The sequence below is a fragment of the Stenotrophomonas sp. STEN018 genome, assembly GCF_056760235.1.
In genome coordinates, this window is record NZ_JBRREK010000047.1 from 1 (window position 1) to 19,196 (window position 19,196).

The 19,196-nt window shown below is 62.9% G+C and carries 15 protein-coding genes; 11 read left to right on the forward strand and 4 right to left on the reverse strand.

Annotated elements, in window-relative coordinates:
* Positions 1–446 precede the first annotated feature (446 nt).
* From ACVOMB_RS16250 to ACVOMB_RS16270, 5 genes are all read left to right on the forward strand, one after another.
* Positions 447–3,185 carry a DUF2339 domain-containing protein gene (locus tag ACVOMB_RS16250; RefSeq protein ID WP_481532124.1) on the forward strand — a complete coding sequence of 913 codons (2,739 nt, stop codon included), beginning with the start codon at positions 447–449 and terminating at the stop codon, positions 3,183–3,185.
* A complete protein-coding gene (locus ACVOMB_RS16255; protein ID WP_481532125.1) occupies positions 3,182–4,567 on the forward strand; it encodes a DUF3999 domain-containing protein in 1,386 nt (461 codons plus the stop codon). The genes ACVOMB_RS16250 and ACVOMB_RS16255 overlap by 4 nt, the downstream gene beginning before the upstream one ends.
* Before the next feature lie 232 nt (positions 4,568–4,799).
* Positions 4,800–6,194 carry a serine hydrolase domain-containing protein gene (locus ACVOMB_RS16260; protein WP_481532126.1) on the forward strand — a complete coding sequence of 465 codons (1,395 nt, stop codon included), beginning with the start codon at positions 4,800–4,802 and terminating at the stop codon, positions 6,192–6,194.
* A gap of 53 nt (positions 6,195–6,247) precedes the next feature.
* Positions 6,248–6,691 carry a DUF4279 domain-containing protein gene (locus tag ACVOMB_RS16265; RefSeq protein ID WP_481532127.1) on the forward strand — a complete coding sequence of 148 codons (444 nt, stop codon included), beginning with the start codon at positions 6,248–6,250 and terminating at the stop codon, positions 6,689–6,691.
* 110 nt (positions 6,692–6,801) lie between these two features.
* A complete protein-coding gene (locus ACVOMB_RS16270; protein ID WP_481532128.1) occupies positions 6,802–7,245 on the forward strand; it encodes a hypothetical protein in 444 nt (147 codons plus the stop codon).
* Positions 7,246–7,433: 188 nt separating this feature from the next.
* On the opposite strand, the gene ACVOMB_RS16275 is transcribed toward ACVOMB_RS16270, so the two are convergent.
* Positions 7,434–8,009, reverse strand: coding sequence for a GNAT family N-acetyltransferase (locus tag ACVOMB_RS16275; RefSeq protein ID WP_481532129.1), 576 nt, complete (start codon positions 8,007–8,009; stop codon positions 7,434–7,436).
* A gap of 81 nt (positions 8,010–8,090) precedes the next feature.
* Between ACVOMB_RS16275 and ACVOMB_RS16280 the strand changes: the two genes are divergently transcribed.
* From ACVOMB_RS16280 to ACVOMB_RS16300, 5 genes are all read left to right on the forward strand, one after another.
* The gene (locus ACVOMB_RS16280) at positions 8,091–9,269 is read left to right on the forward strand and encodes a phosphoglycerate kinase (RefSeq protein WP_481532130.1); all 1,179 of its coding nucleotides are present in this window, start codon (positions 8,091–8,093) and stop codon (positions 9,267–9,269) included.
* Positions 9,266–9,910 (forward strand): HAD-IA family hydrolase, encoded by a 645-nt coding sequence (locus ACVOMB_RS16285; protein WP_481532131.1) that lies wholly within the window; start codon positions 9,266–9,268, stop codon positions 9,908–9,910. The genes ACVOMB_RS16280 and ACVOMB_RS16285 overlap by 4 nt, the downstream gene beginning before the upstream one ends.
* A 452-nt stretch (positions 9,911–10,362) precedes the next feature.
* A complete protein-coding gene (gene pyk / locus ACVOMB_RS16290) occupies positions 10,363–11,829 on the forward strand; it encodes a pyruvate kinase (RefSeq protein WP_481532132.1) in 1,467 nt (488 codons plus the stop codon).
* A 164-nt stretch (positions 11,830–11,993) separates the two neighbouring features.
* Positions 11,994–12,998 (forward strand): class I fructose-bisphosphate aldolase, encoded by a 1,005-nt coding sequence (locus tag ACVOMB_RS16295; RefSeq protein ID WP_481532133.1) that lies wholly within the window; start codon positions 11,994–11,996, stop codon positions 12,996–12,998.
* Positions 12,999–13,256: 258 nt separating this feature from the next.
* A complete protein-coding gene (locus ACVOMB_RS16300; protein ID WP_481532134.1) occupies positions 13,257–14,576 on the forward strand; it encodes a M1 family metallopeptidase in 1,320 nt (439 codons plus the stop codon).
* 185 nt (positions 14,577–14,761) lie between these two features.
* Here the strand turns inward: ACVOMB_RS16300 and ACVOMB_RS16305 are convergent, their stop codons facing one another.
* From ACVOMB_RS16305 to cysG, 3 genes are all read right to left on the reverse strand, one after another.
* Entirely contained in the window at positions 14,762–15,352 is a 591-nt protein-coding gene (locus tag ACVOMB_RS16305) for an O-acetyl-ADP-ribose deacetylase (protein ID WP_481532135.1), read from the reverse strand.
* A 171-nt stretch (positions 15,353–15,523) separates the two neighbouring features.
* The gene (gene cysK / locus ACVOMB_RS16310) at positions 15,524–16,483 is read right to left on the reverse strand and encodes a cysteine synthase A (protein WP_481532136.1); all 960 of its coding nucleotides are present in this window, start codon (positions 16,481–16,483) and stop codon (positions 15,524–15,526) included.
* 20 nt (positions 16,484–16,503) lie between these two features.
* Positions 16,504–17,955 carry a siroheme synthase CysG gene (gene cysG, locus ACVOMB_RS16315; protein WP_481532137.1) on the reverse strand — a complete coding sequence of 484 codons (1,452 nt, stop codon included), beginning with the start codon at positions 17,953–17,955 and terminating at the stop codon, positions 16,504–16,506.
* A 179-nt stretch (positions 17,956–18,134) separates the two neighbouring features.
* Between cysG and ACVOMB_RS16320 the strand changes: the two genes are divergently transcribed.
* Positions 18,135–19,118 carry a LysR family transcriptional regulator gene (locus tag ACVOMB_RS16320; RefSeq protein ID WP_481532138.1) on the forward strand — a complete coding sequence of 328 codons (984 nt, stop codon included), beginning with the start codon at positions 18,135–18,137 and terminating at the stop codon, positions 19,116–19,118.
* Positions 19,119–19,196: the final 78 nt, after the last annotated feature.

The following is a 19,196-nucleotide window of genomic DNA, read 5'->3' on the forward strand; positions in this document are numbered from 1 at the left end:
GCCGGTTGAAGGCAAGCCGGCTGCCTGCGCGGAGATCGCAGGCCAAATGGCAGCGCATTGCTATCGGCTTGGCGGGGGTACGCCCGCCCCCCACCCCCGCCCCCCCCCCCGCGTGTGCGTGGCCGGGGGGAGGCGGGCCGCCCCGCCCCGCCCACCCGGCCCGCCCCCCCCCCCGGGGGGGGGGGGGGGTGGGGGGGGGGCGGCCCCCCCCCCGCCTGCTGGGGGGGGGGCGGCCGCTGTTTACTCCCCTCCACGTTTTCCCCCCGGGGGGCGGGGCCCCCCCCCCCCCCCCACAAAGGGTGGTCTGTTTGGGCTCAAGGTGGCTCAAATGCTTGGGTGAACAGCATTGCGATAGCGGAGCGGGCTGAAGCTGACTGGGGGCACCTTGCGTTTTCAGGTGGCGTGGATAAGGTGATGCAGCACGTTCAGGTGCACAAGGATGATCAATGGACGAGGGTTGGGTGTTGTTGGTAGTACTGCTGGTACTGGCTGCATTGGCGATGCCGGTGTTGCTGGTGATTGCCTTGGTATCGGTGTCCTCGCTCAAGCGCCGCGTGGCCGTGCTCGAAGCGCGACTGGATGCTGGTGAGACTGAAGCCACGCCGCGGCGGCAGCGCGCCGAGGCCGCCCAGCCCTATGCTTGGATGCAACCGGAGGTGGATCCGGAAGATTCTGTTGCCGAGCCGGTTGTGGCCGCAGCGCCAGTCTCTGCGCCTGAGCCTGCTGTTCCGGCACCACCGCCATTGCCGCCCCGGCCAGACCCACTGGATCCACTGGCAAGCGAGCCGCGCCGCCCCATTCCTGCGCGCCGTGAACCGCCTCCGGAGCAGGTTTGGGCTCGGACCGAGCCGGCAGAGCCGGCCGAACCCAATTTCATCGAACGTGCGCTGGCCTACGCCAAACAATGGCTGACCAGCGGCAATGTGCCGGTCAAGGTCGGCATGCTGGTGTTGCTGGCCGGTGTTGCCGCACTGCTGAAGTACGCAAGCGATCAGGGCTGGTTCGTGGTGCCGCCGAGCCTGCGTCTGGCCGGCATCAGTGCCGCTGCCTTGGCAGGTCTGGTGTTCGCGTGGCGCAAGCGTGAGAGCCACCGCACCTTCGCCCTGGCGATGCAGGGCGGCATGATCGGCATCCTGTTGCTGGTGGTGTTTTCCGCCTGCAAGAACTACGGAATGATCGGTACGGGCGCCGCATTTGCATTGAGTGTGGTGCTGATTGCCGGCCTGTCGGTGATGGCGGTGCTGCAGGAAAGCAGAACCCTGGCCATCCTCGGTGTGCTGGCCGGCTTCATGGCACCGATCTGGTTGTCGGACGGTAGCGGCAACCATGTGGCACTGTTCTCGTATTACGCGCTGCTCAATGCCGGCATCTTCGCCATTGCCTGGGTGCGGCCGTGGCGCATCCTCAACCTGCTGGGTTTTGCCTTCACCTGGGGTATTGGTACCGCTTGGGGGGTGTTGAAATACACCCCGGCCAATTTCAACAGCACCGAGCCATTTCTGGTGTTGTTCTTCGTGTTCTATCTGCTGTTGCCGTTGTTGTATGCCCGCAAGGCCAGTACCGCCGGCAATGCGCGCATCGATGGCTGCCTGCTGTTTGGTACGCCGCTGATCGCTTTCTCGTTGCAGGCCGCGTTGCTGCAGGGCGATCGCATGCCGTTGGCGTTCTGTGCACTGGGCGTAGCGGCGTTGTACGCAGTATTGGCGCGCACGCTGATCAACAACGAACGTTTGAATGTGTTGGCACGCGGCTACGCCATTCTCGCCGTGGGCTTTGCCACCTTGGCGGTTCCGCTGGCCTTGTCGGCCAAGGCAACCGCGTCGGTGTTCGCGCTGGAGGGCGCGGGCCTGGTCTGGCTGGGCCTGACCCAGGAGCGTCGACTGGCGCGCTGGACGGGTATTGGCCTGCAACTGGCTGCCGCCGCAGCCTTGGCGATTGGCGTGTCGGGCAGCCATCTCAGCGCCACTACTGCCATCGCCAACGCTGCCTTCATGGGCGCCTTGCTGATCGCCGTGGCCGGCTTCGCCACCGCATGGTGGTACCGAAGCGCGGGAAATCTGCAGGTGGCGACTGTAGCTTATCTGTGGGCATTGGCCTGGTGGCTGGGCAACGTGATCCTGGAAATCGGTGATTTCGTCGAGATCGACAGTCGCCTGCACGCAGTGCTGCTGCTGCTCGGTGTGACCGGTTGGCTGGCGGCGGAAGTGCAACGGCGTGCGCCTGCATTGGCACTGTCCCTGACCACACTGGGCTGTCTGGTGATGGCCTTCCCGGTGGCCTTCCTGCAGGTGTCCGAGTACGGACAGCCGTTCGCGGGCTATGGGGCGATTGCGTGGACGGTATTCGCCGCCTTGGGCGTGCGCAGCCTGATGTGCCTGCGCGAAGGTAGCGGTGTGGTCGCCGGTTTGGCACAGCTGGCCTGGTGGCTGCTGTGGCCGACCGTGCTGTCGCTGCTGGCCTGGCATATCGGCGATCGCTTCAGCTTGGCCGAAGGCTGGGTAGGCATGTTGCTGTCGCTGCCGTGGCTGCTGCTGGCGGTGCTGTCGATGTATCGCTGGGCGTGGCTGTCGCAGCCGCTCGGCGAGGCGTTTGATCGCTATCGCCCAGCCTTGCAGATGGCGGTATTCGCGGTATTGGGCTTGTGGTGGTTGACCTCCTTGGCCAGCGCCGGTTCGGCAGCACCGCTGCCATGGATTGTCGTGTTCAACCCATTGGAGCTCGCTGAGATCGCGGTGCTTGCGCTGCTGGCAATGCGCCTGCGCCAGAACGGCAGCGCAGCAGTGCTGCCGATGCAGTTGGTGGGCACGGCAGTGGCTGCACTGGTACTTGTCACGATAATGACGCTGCGTGCCGTGCATCACTGGGGTGATGTGCCGTGGAACGAAAGCCTGCTCGGCACCAAGTTGGCGCAGACCAGCCTGACCGTGGTGTGGAGCCTGCTGGGTGTGATCGGCTGGATCAGCGGTTCGCGTCGTGGTCAATGGGGACTGTGGTTAGCCGGTGCGATCCTGATGAGCGTGGTGCTGGCAAAGCTGCTGCTGGTAGACCGCGGCAATCTTGGTGACCTGCTCGGTATCGGTGCCTTCATCGCCTACGGACTGCTGTGCACCTTGGTTGGCTGGCTGGCGCCAGCACCGCCACGACGGCTGGGTGCTGCAACAAACAACGAGGAAACAACCGCATGATCAAGCGCCTGCTGGTACTGGCCTTGTTGCCTTTCAGCGCAATCGCCGCCGATGACTTTGCCGGGCAATGGCCGCTGCAGTTGTCCCAGCCCGATGCCGGCGCCTACCGGGTGCCGCTGGATGCAACGGTGTATTCGGCGGTGCATTGGCGTGACCTGCGCGATGTGCGGGTGATCGATGCCGACGGCAAGCCGGTGGCCAGCGCGGTGTATGCCGCTGCAACACCACTGGGCGGCGCGCTGCGTATCGCGCCGCTGCAGTGGTTTGCATTGCCTGCAGCCAGCGCAGGCGGCGATGAGGACCTGAGCATCGTGGTGGAACGCGATACTGCTGGCAAAGTGGTATCCATCCGCAATTCGGTGGGCGCGGCAACCGCGGCCAGCAGCGCTGACCCGGTATGGCTGATCGATCTCGGTGACGAGGCCGGCAAGCTGCACAAACTGCTGGTTGATTGGAGTGACACGGCGGCAACCTTGGATCTGGGCTATCGCCTCGAAGGCAGCGACGACCTGCGTGGCTGGCAGGTGCTGGATCCGCAGGTGCGGTTGGTGCAGCTGCGCAACCAGGGCAATGAGCTGCGCAGCAACAGCATCAAGGTCGAATCAGGTCTGCGCTATCTGCGTCTGGTACCGCTGCAGCGCAGCGGCGCGCCGCAGTTGCAGGGCCTGCGCGGTGAGTTCGCCGATGCGGTCGAGGTTGGCGATTGGCAGTGGCAGGAACTTCAGGCTGCTGCGGGCGGCAACGGCAAGGATGGCTATCTGTACCGCTTGCAGGGGCGATTCCCGGTGCAGCGATTGGATGTGGTGATGCCGCCGAACAGTGCGGTGAGCTGGACCGTCTCCAGTCGCGACGAAGACCGCGCGCGCGCTGCCGATGGTGAACCGGTCTGGCAGACGCTGACCACGGGTTGGAATGCGTGGAACCTCAGCCAGGCCGGCAAGCAGCAGCGTTCACTGCCGTTGGAAACGTCGGGCATCGTTGATGACAGGCAGTGGCGTCTGCAGGCAGAGCCCGGCGCGGTGCCTGCTGCTGCACCTGCGTTGCGGTTGGGCTATCGCCCCGGCAGCGTGGTGTTTCTTGCGCAGGGCCGCGCGCCTTACCTGTTGGTTGCAGGCAGCGCGGATGAAGGCAAAGCGCAGGCAGCGTTGGATCCGATGTTGGAGGCCTTGCGTGCTCATAACGGCGCGCAATGGCAGCCGGTCGCAGCGACGTTGGGCGCGGGTGCGCAGCGTGCCGGCGATGCGGCCTATCAGCAGGTCGAAGCACCGCGCGATTGGAAAAACATCGTGTTGTGGGTGGTTTTGGTGTTTGGCGCGCTGGCGGTAGCTGGTTTTGCGTTCAGCCTGATTCGCAGCAGTCGCGCAGAAAAAAAAGAGACCTGATGTAGTGCCGAGCCATGCTCGGCAGGGGCCTTCCCAGTGCGCCTGACCAGCTTGTCTCCCTCCCTTTCGCAAAGCGAAGGGGAGGGCCGGGGAGGGGTTGGTTTTCTTCTCTGTTGGTTTATCAGCTTCGCGGCTTACGCCGCTCCTACAACCGAATTTGGTCGGTAATGCCCCTGCCGAGCATGGCTCGGCACTACAGGCGTTGCCGGCAATGGAAAGGATCGGCTGGCTTATGCGTTTGAAGTCATTTGCGGTTGCAGTTCTGCTTGGTTTTTCGACTGTCGCCGCTGCCAGGCAGCCGTTGCCCGATGCCCATGCCGAGCAGGTTTTCAAATTGTGGCTTGCTGCATACAACAGCGGTGAGCGCGACGCGCTGCAGACGTTCCTGGCCAACTACAAGGTTGGGCAGGAGGCGCAACGCTTTCTGGATATCCGTCAATCACTGGGTACGTTCAAATTATTGGGAGTCAAATCCAGCACGGCGGACAATGCGCAGCTGATCTTGCTGTCGGAGATGACTGATCGTGGGGTGTTGGCGACACTGGATCTGGATCCTGCGGACCGGTTTGATGTCACCAAGCTGCAGTTGGAAGGAATGGACCTGCCGGATGAGTTCAAGCCGCAGCGGATGTCACGGACAGAGGTGCTGGCTGCAGGCAAGGCAAGGCTGGATGCCGCGCGTGCTGCCGACACCTTGTCCGGTGCACTGCTGGTGGCGAAGAACGGCAAGGTTTTGTTGGGCTGGCATGGCGGCGCCGCAGACCGCGAGCGCGCTGTTGGCGTGGATGAAACAACCCGGTTCCGTCTGGCCTCATTGAACAAGATGTTCACTGCCGTGGCCATCCTGCAGTTGCAGGAGGCGGGCCAACTGTCGCTGGATGACACGGTCGCCACGCACCTTGAGAACTATCCTGACCAGGAAGTGGCCCGGGCAATCGGCATCCGCCAGCTGCTCAATCACACCAGCGGCCTTGGTGACGTGTTCGGTGAGGAATTCGAAAAGCGCTCGCAATCCTTGCGGACCTTGAACGACTACTGGAGCCTTGCCAGTGCCGCGCCGCCAAGCTCAACCCCGGGTAGTGAGGATGGTTATTCGAACTACGGCTATATCCTGCTCGGCTCGATCGTCGAGGCGGTGAGCGGGCAGTCGTATTACGACTATGTGGATCAGCATATCTATCGTGTTGCGGGAATGAGCGCGACTGGCTCGGAGCCGGAATCCGCGGCTGTGCCGGCGCGTGCGGTTGCCTATGCCAAGGTTGAGGGTGAGTGGGTGCAGGAAACCAAAACGCTGCCATGGCGCGGCACATCAGCTGGTGGTGGTTACAGCACGGTTGGCGACATGCTGAAGTTTGCCGAAGCACTGCGCGCTGGTCGGCTGATATCACCCGAATCATTGGCGCTGGCCACATCACCGCAGAACAACAAAGCCTGGTATGGCTATGGCTTCATGGTCAGCGGGCAGGGCACGGAGCGGCAGTACGGGCACGAAGGTGGTGCACCAGGCGCGAATACGTCGTTGGTGGTGCTGCCTGAGTCGGGCTACGTGGTGATCGGCTTGAGCAATGTTGATCCGGGCGCGATGGAGAACGTGGTGAACTTCATCGTGCATCGCCTGCCGCTGTGATTTTCTGACCAATGGATTCCGTGGCATTCGGCCAAACAGTTGGGGTATCTCGAATGAGCATCGCCGAGAGTTCTGTAGTCACATTCCGTGTGTTCGGAGACGATCTGGTGCCTGCCGAGATTTCAGCGCTGCTTGGGTGTGATCCAACCTCGGCTGCCGCAAAAGGCGATGCTCGTATCATTGGCAGCGATAGGGTGAAGTACGTCGAGCCAACCGGACGATGTAAGCTATGTTCCATTGATCGGTCGCCTGAGGACTTCGCGGCGCAGATCACGGAGCTGCTTGGGAAGATGACATCTGAGCTTGCCACGTGGAAGTTACTCGGCAGCAGGTACAGCATGGATTTCTTCTGTGGGGTTTTCATGGGCTCATCAAATGATGGTCTGGTGCTTCCATCGGAAACTCTGTTGCAGTTGACGATGCGCGGCATTGGGCTGGAGCTGGATATCTACGATCATCTGGATGAAGCCCGAGGTCGTAGTGCTGAGCCAGGCTAGGCAAAGACTTCACCTGCGCTGCGGTGATCTCTGCCGAGCTATGAGTTGCGCTGGTGAGTGCTCTGCGAAGGCAGCTGCTTTTCACAATATTCCGAAGGGTCTGAACAGTGATGTCCAGAAGATTCCCACAGCTGGAAGGTCCCTCACCAGACGAACTGGCGTTCGCCGCGCCGCTGTTTACGCCACTGTTCGCACTGACCGGGCTTGGCGTCAGTTTGCCGGGGCCATTTACCTCGTTTGACCTGGCCCTGCTTTCGCCCTTGGTAGCGATAGTCTCCGTAGCCTTCGGTTACATCGGTCTACTGTTCATATGCATTCCGGTGATGGCGTTGCTCTATTGGGCGCGGCGATTGGATGCTGTGCGGTTGTGTTTATTCACAACGTTGCTGGGCGGAGGGTTATGGGCTGCCTGGTCTGTTTCGGGAAGCACACAGCCGCCCGAGTCGCATGATCTTCTTTCTGAACTATTCGTCGGTAGCTGGTGCAGCTTCGGTGTGACAGCTGTGTTCTGCGCGCTGGGCAAGATCCCATTGCGCGCCCAGAGGCTGTCTTAGAGACCAGCCGTGGTGCCGAGCCATGCTCAGGGGCTTTCTCGGTGCACTTGTGGGAGCGGCGTAAGCCGCGAAGCTGGTGCAAAGGAAACTGGCAAGATGGCTGCAGTTGCAGTCAGCTCAGGCAGCTTTCGCATTTTCGGCTTCGCGGCTTACGCCGCTCCTACAACGGTGAGACGACTGGTAAGGCTTCAGCCGAGCATGGCTCGGCTCTGCAGTTTGAAATCCTGGCGTAGCAGGCCGTAGATGGCGCTGTCGCAGATTTCGCCGTTTACGTGCCAGCGTTCGCGGAGCAGACCTTCGCGGACGAAGCCGAAACTTTCCACCAGGCGGCATGAGGGCAGGTTGCGTGGGTCAATGTCGGCTTCGATACGACGCAGCCCCAGCTCGTTGAACACGTAGCCCAGCACCAGCTGCAGGGCTTCGCTGGCCAGGCCGCGGCGCTGCCAGTCGGGATGCAGGCTGTAACCGATCTCGGCACGCGCCTGTGTCAGGTCCATGTAGAAAATGGAGCTGCTGCCTATCAGCAAGTCGGTGTCAGCGTCGGCAATTGCCCAGACCAGCATGTCCAGTTCGCGGCGCTGGCGCTGGATGTCGGCAATCTTCTGTTCGGCCTGTTCCAGTTTGGTCCAGGCCGGGTAGCTCCAGTAGCGCATCACCCCCGCATCGCTGTGGATGGCGAACAGCGCCGCAGCGTCGTCATCACGGACCTCGCGCAGGCGCAGGCGGGGGCTGGAGAGCTCGGGTTGCGGTAGGCGCGCTGACATCCATTTCACTCAAGGTTTGCCCCGGTCGGCGGGGCGGGCGAGAATTGCGGTTTCCCCCTACTTTGCGGAGCTGATCCTGCCATGTCCATCGTTCGCATGACCGACCTCGACCTTTCCGGCAAGCGCGTATTGATCCGCCAGGATCTGAACGTGCCGATCGACGAGAGCGGCAAGATCACCTCCGAACAGCGCATCACCGCCTCGCTGCCGACCCTGAAGCTGGCGCTGGAGAAAGGCGCTGCCGTGCTGGTGACCTCGCACCTGGGCCGTCCCAAGGAAGGCGTGTGGAGCGAAGCCGATTCGCTGGCGCCGGTGGCCAAGCGCCTGTCCGAGCTGTTGGGTGTGGACGTGCCGCTGGTCAAGGACTGGGTGGACGGCGTCGACGTGGCCCCCGGCCAGATCGTGCTGCTGGAAAACTGCCGCATGAACGTGGGCGAGGGCAAGGATGACGAGGCGCTGTCGCAGAAGTACGCCGCGCTGTGCGACGTGTTCGTGATGGATGCCTTCGGTACCGCGCACCGTGCGCAGGCCTCGACCCATGGCGTGATCCGTTTCGCTCCGATTGCCGCTGGTGGCCCGCTGCTGATGGCTGAGCTGGACGCACTGGACAAGGCGCTGGCCAATCCGGCGCGGCCGCTGCTGGCGATTGTGGCCGGCTCCAAGGTCTCGACCAAGCTGGAACTGCTGTCCAGCCTGGTCAGCAAGGTCGACCAGCTGATCGTCGGTGGCGGTATCGCCAACACCTTCATCGCTGCCGAGGGCCATGGCGTGGGCAAGTCGCTGGTCGAGAACGACCTGCTCGACACCGCGCGCAAGATCGATGCCGATGCCAAGGCCCGCGGCGCTGAAATCCCGCTGCCGATCGACGTGGTGGTTGCTTCGGCGTTCGCCGCTGACGCGCCGGCCACGGTCAAGGCGGTCGATGCGGTGGAAGCTGACGACATGATTCTGGATATCGGTCCGCAGACTGCTGCGCAGTACGCGGAGTTGATCGCCAAGGCCGGCACCGTGGTCTGGAATGGCCCGGTCGGCGTGTTTGAGTTCGATGCGTTCGGCAAGGGTACCGAAGCAATGGCCAAGGCCATCGCCGGCTCCAATGCGTTCTCGATTGCGGGCGGTGGCGACACCCTGGCCGCAGTGGACAAGTACGGCATCGCCAAGCAGGTGAGCTACATCTCCACCGGTGGCGGCGCGTTCCTGGAGTTCCTGGAAGGCAAGACCTTGCCGGCGGTTGCAGCGTTGGAGGCTCGCGGCCAGTGAGCCGCGATGTTTTCTTCTTCGATCTCGACGGCACGCTGATTGATTCAGCCGTCGGCATCACCCGCTGCGTGGCCTATGCACTGGAACAGATGGATCAACCGGTACCGGGGGATGCCGAGCTGCGCAAGTGGATCGGCCCTGCACTGCGTACCAGCTTCAAGCCGTTGTTTGGCGACACCCTGCGCGTGGAGCGGGCGGTGGAGTTGTACCGCGAGCGTTTCGATGTGCATGGCTGGAAGGAACACGACATCTACGCGGGTATCGGTGATGTCGTGCAGGACTTGCACGCGGCCGGCCATAGGCTTGCCGTGGTCACCGCCAAGAACGAGCCGCATGCGCGGCGCATCGTCGAGCACCTGCCGTTTGGTGGCTGCTTCGAGGACATCATCGGCGCAACCGAAGATGGTTCGCGCAGCCATAAGCCGGAGTTGATCGCCGAGGCCTTGCAGCGTCTGCAATTGCAGGCGCCGCAGTGCTGGATGATCGGTGACCGGCGCATGGACATCGAAGGCGCGCGTCACCATGGCATGCGCAATGTCGGTGTGCTGTGGGGTTTTGGTGGTCGCGAAGAGTTGCAGGCTGCCGGGGCTGGTGCGTTGGCGGCTACTCCGGATGAGTTGGCGGCGGTGTTGCGCGGTTGATTGATGGGCTTGGGGTTTTCGCGGCTCCCGCACTCGGAGCCGCGATGCTTTGAGCGCACAGTAAATATTGATTCGTCATTCCCGCCTGCGCGGGAATGACGATCTGAAGGGTACTTGGGAAGGCCCTTCGGTGTCCGTGCCGCGCTGGCGCCGCTTGTCACCCGATGTCCTCTGCATGTCTCCACTGTCAATTTCTCTTGCTGCAAAGCAGCATGATTTCCCTTCGAGCCAACACGCAACAGCAACATCCGCGTGCTGAACTATGTGCTTGGCTTATCGACCTATGCAAACCTGCTATAGGTCCCGCGTTGTCATACCGTACGGTATGTCCAAACTGACTGTCTGGCCTGTCTTTGGGACACAGCAGAAAGTGTCGTATGAAATCGTATGCGACATCGTTGTCATGCAATGGATGTGCTACTTTCGGCGGTCTATTAGGGAGACCACGCACAATGATTGAACGTCAGCGCCGCACCAAGATCCTCGCCACCCTCGGGCCGGCAACTGACGCGCCGGGCGTGCTGGACGATCTGTTCCGCGCCGGCGTCAATGTTGTGCGTTTGAACTTCTCCCACGGTGATCCGTCCGGCCAGGCCAAGCGTGCAGCTGATGTGCGTGCCGCCGCCCAGCGCGTAGGCGTGGAAGTGGGCATCCTGGCCGACCTGCCGGGCCCGAAGATCCGCATCGAGCGTTTTGCCGAAGGCAAGATCAAGCTCAAGGCCGGCGACCGTTTCGACCTGATCGCCAGCACCTCGGCACCGGCCGGTGACACCAATCAGGTGGGCGTGAGCTATCTCGGCCTGCCGCAGGACGTGGCGCCGGGCGACGTGCTGCTGCTCGACGACGGCCTGATGCAGCTGCAGGTTGTTGAAGTGCAGGGTGATCGCATCATCAACACCGTGCTCAATGACGGCGTGCTGTCCGACCGCAAGGGCTTGAACAAGCAGGGCGGCGGTCTGTCGCTGGGCGCGTTGACCGAGCGCGATAAGGAGCTGATCGGCATCGTCGCCAAGATCGGCGTGGACTTCATCGCCGTCTCGTTCTGCCGCAATGCGCAGGACATGAACGATGCGCGCGAGATCGCCGAGTCGCATGGCTGCTATGCCGCGCTGGTGTCCAAGATCGAACGCACCGAAGCCATCGAGAACCTGGAAGAGATCGTCGACGCCAGCGATGTGGTGATGGTGGCGCGTGGCGACCTGGGCGTGGAAATCGGCGATGCCGAGTTGCCGGGCCTGCAGAAGAAGATCATCAAGGCCTCGCTGGCGCAGAACAAGGTGGTGATCACCGCCACGCAGATGCTGCAGTCCATGGTCGAAAGCCCGATCCCGACCCGTGCCGAAGTGCTGGACGTGGCCAACTCGGTCATCGACGGTACCGACGCGGTGATGCTGTCGGCTGAAACCGCAGCCGGTGCTTACCCGGTCAAGGCGGTCGAGGCGATGGCCCGTATCTGCCTGGGCGCCGAGCGCCAGTTCCAGACCGAGACCGACTTCAACGCTTCGCCGCGCAACCTGGAGCGTGCTGACCAGGCCATCGCCATGGCGACCATGTTCCTGGCCCAGCACGTGGGCGTGCGCGCCATCGTGGCGATGACCGAATCCGGTGGTACCGCGCGCTACCTGTCGCGCTTCCGCGCCAAGTCGCCGATCTATGCGGTTACCCGCCATGACGGTGCGCGCCGGCAGATGGCGCTGATGCGCGATGTGTTCCCGATCAACTTCGACAGCCGTGGTTTCACCCCGCGCGAGGCTGCGCGCGGCAGCATCCGTCTGCTGGTCGAGTCCAACCTGCTGGAAGCTGGTGATCGCGTGGTGTTCACCAGCGGCGAGCACATGGAAACCCATGGCGCCACCAATACCCTGCGTCTGCTGGAAGTGGGTAACGACGGCCGCGCCAGCGGTCTGGGCGACCTCTAAGCGGTACCTGTGGCAAGCCACCGCTCCGGTCAAAAGTTGATCGGAGCGGACAGGCTTTGTCCTGACATGACAGCCTGAAACCGGTTCCAGACCTTGCGGGCAGCCAGCCGGTGAGCGTGCCGGGCTATAATCCGGGTTTTCCCGCACGCTGTCACAGGAACCTCATGAGCATCGAACTGCTGGCTGAAACCGCCCAGGCCATGGTCGCCCCGGGTAAGGGCATCATCGCCATTGACGAATCCACCGGTACGATTGCCAAGCGCTTCGCAAGCGTCGGCATCGAGAACACGGAAGAAAACCGTCGTGCCTACCGCGAACTGCTGCTGACCACGCCGAAGCTCAACGAGCACATCTCCGGCGCGATCCTGTATGACGAAACCATCCGCCAGTCGACCAAGGACGGCGTGCCGTTCGCCAAGTACATGGCCGACCACGGCATGATCCCGGGCATCAAGGTCGACAAGGGTGCGCACCCGCTGGCCGGCTGCCCCGGTGAGCTGGTGACCGAAGGCCTGGACGGCCTGCGCGAGCGCCTGCAGGAGTATTACAAGCTGGGTGCGCGTTTCGCCAAGTGGCGTGCGGTGATCAACATCGGCGACAACATGCCGTCGGGCACCTGCATCGAGTCCAACGCCCATGCGCTGGCCCGTTATGCCGCGCTGTGCCAGGAATGCGGCCTGGTGCCGATGGTCGAGCCGGAAGTGATCATGGACGGCGACCACGACATCGAGACCTGCTACGAAGTCACCGAAGCCACCCTGCGTTCGCTGTTCGACGCCCTGTACCAGCAGAACGTGGTGCTGGAAGGCACCATCCTGAAGGCCTCGATGGTCATCCCGGGCAAGACCTGCGACGAGCAGGTTGATATCGAGGAAGTGGCTGAGTCGACCGTGATGTGCCTGAAGTCGACCGTGCCGGCGATCATGCCGGGCATCGTGTTCCTGTCCGGCGGCCAGAGCGATGAGCAGTCCACCGCTCACCTCAATGCCATGAACGAAGTGGGCACCCTGCCGTGGCCGCTGAGCTTCTCCTACGGCCGTGCCATGCAGCAGGCTGCACTGAAGCTGTGGGCCAAGGACATGAAGGGCAACTACGCTGCCGCACAGAAGACCGTGTACGAGCGTGCCAAGGAAAACGGCCTGGCTGCACAGGGCAAGTGGGAAGGCTGATAAGCCGCCCCACGTGAATAAAAAAACGCCGGCTAACAGCCGGCGTTTTTCTTTTCTGCTTTTGGCTGTTGTTTTTGTGGGAGCGGCGTAAGCCGCGAAGTCGGTTCCGATCAAACCACCAGCATGGCTGCAATTGCAAACACCTTGTAGGGCTTCAGCCTCGCAAGCTTCGCGGCTTACGCCGCTCCCACAAATTCACCATTTCCACGATTTCCGCAGCACAGCCCTACAATCAGATTTTCCGTTGGGGATGATCGGATGCATCGCAGAATCGTGCTGGGACTGTTCGCATCGACCATAGCCGTACCCGCCTTCGCTGCGGAACTACGAAACTTCGACATCCAGCACTACGCAACCACTCTCGATCTGGATATCGCCGCTGGTCAGCTGCAGGGTGAAACCCTTGTCCGATTCAACGCAACCGCTCCACTACAGCAGTTGGTTCTGGACAGTGGCGAACTGCTCATCGATTCAGCCGCGCACAATGGCAAGCCGGTGAACTTCCAGCAGGCCGATGGAAAGCTGACCGTCAGTCTGGCAGCGCCGTTGACCGCCGGCGAGGAGACCAGCGTGCGCCTGCACTACCACGGCAAGCCGCGTTTCGGCTTGGAGTTCGCACCGGCGCGCAATGAGGTCTACACCATCTTCTCCACCGATCAGTGGATGCCCTCGGTCAATGCGCCGGACGAGCGCGCCACCTTGATGCTGGCATTGCGTCTACCCAAGGATCTACAAAGCACCGCGGTAGGCGATGCCTTGCCGTCACGGCAGCTGCAGGATGGTCGCATCGAGCACCGCTGGCAGCTGCGCACACCGATGCCGGGTTATGTCTACGGTTTTGCGGCGGCACCTTACCGGCATGCGCAACAGTCGCATGCTGCCAGCAAGCTGCATTACTACTCGCTGGATCGCACCGAAGCGGAACTGCGCCAGCTGTTCGCGGCCACTGGCGACATGCTTGATTTCTTCGCCGAGCGTGCGGGCCTGGCGTATCAGGGCGATTACCGTCAGGCCTTGGTGGAACGCACCATCGGCCAGGAAATGGCTGGGCTATCGCTGATGTCCGAAGCCTATGGGCAGGAGGTACTTGCAGATTCCACCCAGACGGGCTTGATGGCGCACGAGGCCGCGCATCAATGGTGGGGTAATCGCATTACTTGCAAGAGCTGGGAACACTTCTGGCTCAACGAAGGTTTTGCCAACTTCATGACCGCTGCGTGGCTGCAGCACGCGCAGGGCGAAGCGGCGTACCAGGCGATGGTGCAGGGCTGGGAGCAGCGGGTGCTGGCGCTGCGGGATAAGGGCGCTGATCGGCCATTGGTATACCCGGATTGGAACAAACCCAGCGCCGATGATCGTGCGGTGGTCTACAAGAAAGGCGCTTACGTGCTGCACCGCTTGCGGTTGGAATTAGGCGAGGAGCTGTTCTGGCGCGGTTTGCGCGAGTACACGCAGGCCAATGATGGAAAGTCGGTGGTTACGGCAGATTTCCAGAAGGCGATGGAGCGTGCGGCGGGGCGCTCGCTGCAGGGGTTTTTTGATGCCTGGGTTTATGGGGTGGCTGGTGAGCTGGGGTGATGGGTTTGCTGCTAAGAGCTCCCCCTCCCCAACCCTCCGCTTGCCTGCAGCAAAGGGAGGGGGCTGTTCATGAAGGTCGGACAGATCGCGGGTAGCCGCCTTTACCCCTCCCTTTCGCGCAGCGAAGGGGAGGGCTGGGGAGGGGTAGGTTTTTGCTTTTGCTTGGCTCCTGAACAGCCAAGCCCTCAATGCGCAGGCGCAAATCCACCCGCAAACGACGCCAGCACAGAGCCCGCCTGCTCCTGCATCGGCCCAGCGCTGGCCAATGCCTGCTGATAGATCTTGAACGCAGCAGCGTTGTAAGCCACCAGCACAATCCGCGAGGGCCGCGCATGGCTCTTTTGCCAGGTCATGGTCTCGGTCGCGGCAATCACTGCCGCCGAATGCAGCGGGTAGCCATAAACCCCGCAACTGATCGCCGGGAACGCGATCGACTCCAGACCCATCTGCTCGGCCAGGCGCAGCGACTGCCAATAGCAATTGGCCAATAGCGCAGCCTCATCGTGGCGACCATCGCGCCACACCGGGCCGACGGTATGGAACACGTGCTTGGCCGGCAGATTGTGGCCGCCGGTGGCGCGCACTTCGCCGGTAGGGCAGCGCACGCCTGCACGCAGCTCGGGCAGCTGTTCGCATTCGCGCAGCAGGCCGGGGCCTGCGGCCCTATGGATTGCCCCATCCACACCGCCGCCGCCAAGCAGGGTTTCATTGGCTGCGTTGACGATGACGTCAACCGCCAGTTCGGTAATGTCGCCCTGCCAAACTTCAATGTTCATGGCCGTGATCTTCCATTGCGATGTATGAGAAAAATGTGACGGCAACCGCCATGCCGGGCACCGCTGCAGTCTGCGCCCGTCCAGTCTCACCTGCTGTGATTTAAAGACGCGAAAACGCGCGAAGGCCGCACTGGGCGGCCTTCGCGTTGCTGACGGATTAAGTAACGACGGTTACGGAAGGCCGGCCAGCCAGTCGTCGTCGGAGCCGTCGTTGATGTCGGCAAACAGCGGCGTGGAGAAGTAACGCTCGCCGGTATCGGGCAGCATCGCCAGGATCACCGAGCCGGCCTCGGCAGTGGCGGCCACATCCAGTGCGCTGGCAACCGTGGCGCCGGAGGAGATGCCGACGAAGATGCCTTCCTCGGCAGCCAGCCGACGCGAGGTTTCAATCGCGCGTTCGTCCTGGATCGACAGCAACTGGTCGTAGACGCTACGGTTGAGTACTTCCGGGATGAAGTCCGGGGTCCAGCCCTGGATCTTGTGCGGGGCGAAATCCTTGCCGGCCAACAGCGCGGCACCGGCCGGCTCGGTGGCGATGATGCGGGTTTCAGGACGGGCCAGCTTCAGCACTTCGCCGACGCCGGTGAGGGTGCCGCCGGTGCCCCAGCCGCTGACGAAGTAGTCCAGGCGCTTGCCGGCGAAGTCGCGCAGGATCTCGGCGGCGGTGGTCTGGCGGTGATAGGCCGGGTTGGCCGGATTGGCAAACTGGCTGGCCAGGAACCAGCCGTGCTGCTGGGCCAGCTCCTTGGCCTTGCGCACCATGCCGCTGCCGCGCTCGGCGGCCGGGGTCAGGATCACCTTGGCGCCATAAGCGCGCATCAGCTTGCGGCGCTCGATGGAGAAGGTTTCCACCATGGTGGCGACGAACTTGTAGCCGCGCGCAGCGGCCACCATTGCCAATGCCACGCCGGTATTGCCGGAGGTGGCTTCGACGATGGTGTCGCCGGGCTTGAGCAGGCCTTTCTTCTCGGCGTCGAGGATGATGGCCAGTGCCAAGCGGTCCTTGACCGAACCGGCCGGGTTGAATGACTCAACTTTGACGTAGATGTCGACGCCGGCCGGAGCCAGGCGGTTGAGCTTGACCACCGGGGTATTGCCGATGGTGTCCAGGATGCTGTTGTACAGAGCCATTGAAATCTCCGGGGAGGTGGTCAGGCGGCGTCGGCCAGTGTGGGCGGTGCTGTCTTTGCGGAAAGTGAGGAAACAGGTGGCGTTGCGTGCAGCGGGGCGTCGCCGAACCAGTGCAGTTCATCGGCCAGCGCCGCCACGTCGCCGAGGATCAGCAGCGCCGGAGACTTCACATCATGCTGCGCCGCGACCTCGGGCAGCTGGCGCAATTGCCCGCTGACTACGCGTTGGTTGGCGCGCGAGCCGTTTTCGATCAGGGCAAATGGCGTGCTGGCGGCCAATCCGGCGCCGAGCAGGTGGCTGCGGATCTGCGCCAGCGCGGCCACGCCCATGTAGAACACCAGGGTCTGTCGCGGCTCTGCCAGTGCTTTCCAATCCAGCGTGTCCAGCGAGTCCTTGCAGTGCGCGGTGACCAGCCGCAGCTGCTGGGCATGATCGCGGTGGGTCAGTGGAATGCCGGCGTAAGCGGCGCAGGCCAGCGCAGCGGTGATGCCGGGGACCACTTCGAAGGCGATGCCGTGCGCGCGCAGGAACTGCAGCTCCTCGCCACCACGGCCGAACACGAATGCATCGCCGCCCTTGAGCCGCACCACGCGTTTGCCGGCGCGGGCATGCTCCAGCATCAAAGCATGAATGTGCTCCTGCGCGGTGCTATGGCCCTGCGCGGATTTGCCTACCTTGATGAAATCGGCATCGCGGCGGGCGAGTCGCAAAACCTCGGCGCTGACCAGACGGTCATGCAGGATCACATCGGCCTGATTCAGTGCGCGCAGCGCGTTGAGGGTGAGCAGGCCGGGATCGCCGGAGCCTGCGCCAACCAGTACCACCGAGCCAGGATGAACCGGCGCTTCGGCCGCGAGGTCCAGCAGCAGCTGGGTTTCGGCAGCAATCGACTGGCGTGCGCGCAGCAGACCGAGCAGCGGGCCTTCAATCAGCCGGTCGAAGAAGCGACGGCGCGCGGCCAACTCGGGGAAGCGCTCGCGGATAAGCCCGCGCTTGCGACTGACCAGCTGCGCCAGCTGGCCCCAGGCCTGATCAAACAGTTCCTCGATCTGGCGGCGCACATGGCGGGCAACCATCGGTGCGCCGCCGCCGCTGGAGATGGCGATCTGCAGCGGTCCACGTTCCACCACTGCTGGTACGTGAAAGCCGGACAGCGCTGCATCATCGACCACGTTGGCGAAGATCCGGCGCGCTTCGGCGGCCTCGGCGACGGCGCGGTTGATGGCGGTATCGTCGGTGGCGGCAATCACCAACCAGATCGCCTGGTCCAGCCAGGACGGATCGAACTGACCATTCAACCATTGGATGCGGCCGCCATCGGCCAATTGCTGCAGCGCCGGGTTCAAGGCCGGTGCGCCGACCCGGGGCAGGGCGCCAGCACGCAGCAATGCCTCGGTTTTACGCTCGGCTACCGCGCCCCCGCCAACGACCAGCACGGCCCGACCTTTGAGGTCGGCAAACAGGGGGAACAAGGGGCTGTCCAAGGCGATGGCGGAGGTAGTCGGAGTAAGGACCGTGACCGTAGCGCCGGCCCCGCAGGGCCGGAAATGAAAACCGCCCCACGTCAGATAACTTTAGGTTATAAGTATCGAGACCGTTTTGGCCTACATTCTTCACAGTTCCTTACTGAAGATCTCTCTCCAACACTGCGATGACACTTACCCAACTGCGTTACCTCGTTGCTATTGCCGATGCCGAGCTGAACATCACGCTCGCCGCGACACGGGTGCATGCCACCCAGCCGGGGTTGTCGAAACAGCTCAAACAGCTTGAAGACGAGTTGGGTTTCCTGTTGTTCGTGCGAAAGGGTAGAAGCCTGGAGTCGGTGACGCCGGCCGGCGAAGAAGTGATCAGCCGTGCGCGCAGCGTGTTGGCCGAAGCCAACAACATCCGCACCTACGCCGCCAACCAGCGTCGCGAAAGCCACGGCCAGCTGATCCTGACCACCACCCATACGCAGGCGCGTTTCGTGCTGCCGCCAGCGGTTGCACGCATCAAACTGGCCTACCCGCAGGTCAGCGTGCATCTACAGCAGGCTGCTGAAAGTGATGCGCTGGATCTGCTGAGCCAGGGTGATGCGGATATTGCCATCATCAGTACTGCAGGCGGCGAACCAAGTACCGGTATCGCGGTGCCCTTGTATCGCTGGCGCCGCTTGGTGCTGGTGCCCAAGGGCCACCCGCTGGACCGCGCTGGAGTGACGCCGGACATGGCCGCATTGGCCAGCCATCCATTGATCAGCTATGAATCTTCCACTCGCACCAGTTCGTCGCTGCGTCGTGCATTTGCCGCGTTGGATCTGGAGCCGGACCTGACCCTGACCGCGTTGGACGCGGATCTGATCAAGACCTATGTGCGCACCGGTTTGGGTGTCGGCTTGCTTGCGGAGATGGCGGTGAGCGCCAATGACACCGACCTGCGCGCCTGGCCTGCGCCGGCATCGATCCCCGAGTGCATCGCCTGGGCGGTGTTACCACGCGATCGCGTATTGCGTGATTACGCTCTAGAGCTGGTGCACGTGCTTGCACCGCAGATCGACAAGCGTGATCTGCGCCGGGTGTTGGATGGCAATCAGCAGGCCGATTGGCCGATACCGCCGACCTGGGAATCGTTGACGCAGACGATTACGGTCTAAACGCAGCAGATCACCGGTAGAGCGGAGCCATGCTCCGCTGAGGCTTTACCGATACATCTTGGAACATCTTGTGGGAGT

What these genes read in the sequence shown, in the direction of transcription:
- ACVOMB_RS16250 (WP_481532124.1), top strand. Translation starts at nt 447, where the DNA reads ATGGACGAGGGTTGGGTGTTGTTGGTAGTACTGCTGGTACTGGCTGCA.
- ACVOMB_RS16255 (WP_481532125.1), top strand. Translation starts at nt 3,182, where the DNA reads ATGATCAAGCGCCTGCTGGTACTGGCCTTGTTGCCTTTCAGCGCAATC.
- ACVOMB_RS16260 (WP_481532126.1), top strand. Translation starts at nt 4,800, where the DNA reads ATGCGTTTGAAGTCATTTGCGGTTGCAGTTCTGCTTGGTTTTTCGACT.
- ACVOMB_RS16265 (WP_481532127.1), top strand. Translation starts at nt 6,248, where the DNA reads ATGAGCATCGCCGAGAGTTCTGTAGTCACATTCCGTGTGTTCGGAGAC.
- ACVOMB_RS16270 (WP_481532128.1), top strand. Translation starts at nt 6,802, where the DNA reads ATGTCCAGAAGATTCCCACAGCTGGAAGGTCCCTCACCAGACGAACTG.
- ACVOMB_RS16275 (WP_481532129.1), bottom strand. Translation starts at nt 8,009, where the DNA reads ATGTCAGCGCGCCTACCGCAACCCGAGCTCTCCAGCCCCCGCCTGCGC.
- ACVOMB_RS16280 (WP_481532130.1), top strand. Translation starts at nt 8,091, where the DNA reads ATGTCCATCGTTCGCATGACCGACCTCGACCTTTCCGGCAAGCGCGTA.
- pyk (WP_481532132.1), top strand. Translation starts at nt 10,363, where the DNA reads ATGATTGAACGTCAGCGCCGCACCAAGATCCTCGCCACCCTCGGGCCG.
- ACVOMB_RS16295 (WP_481532133.1), top strand. Translation starts at nt 11,994, where the DNA reads ATGAGCATCGAACTGCTGGCTGAAACCGCCCAGGCCATGGTCGCCCCG.
- ACVOMB_RS16300 (WP_481532134.1), top strand. Translation starts at nt 13,257, where the DNA reads ATGCATCGCAGAATCGTGCTGGGACTGTTCGCATCGACCATAGCCGTA.
- ACVOMB_RS16305 (WP_481532135.1), bottom strand. Translation starts at nt 15,352, where the DNA reads ATGAACATTGAAGTTTGGCAGGGCGACATTACCGAACTGGCGGTTGAC.
- cysK (WP_481532136.1), bottom strand. Translation starts at nt 16,483, where the DNA reads ATGGCTCTGTACAACAGCATCCTGGACACCATCGGCAATACCCCGGTG.
- ACVOMB_RS16320 (WP_481532138.1), top strand. Translation starts at nt 18,135, where the DNA reads ATGACACTTACCCAACTGCGTTACCTCGTTGCTATTGCCGATGCCGAG.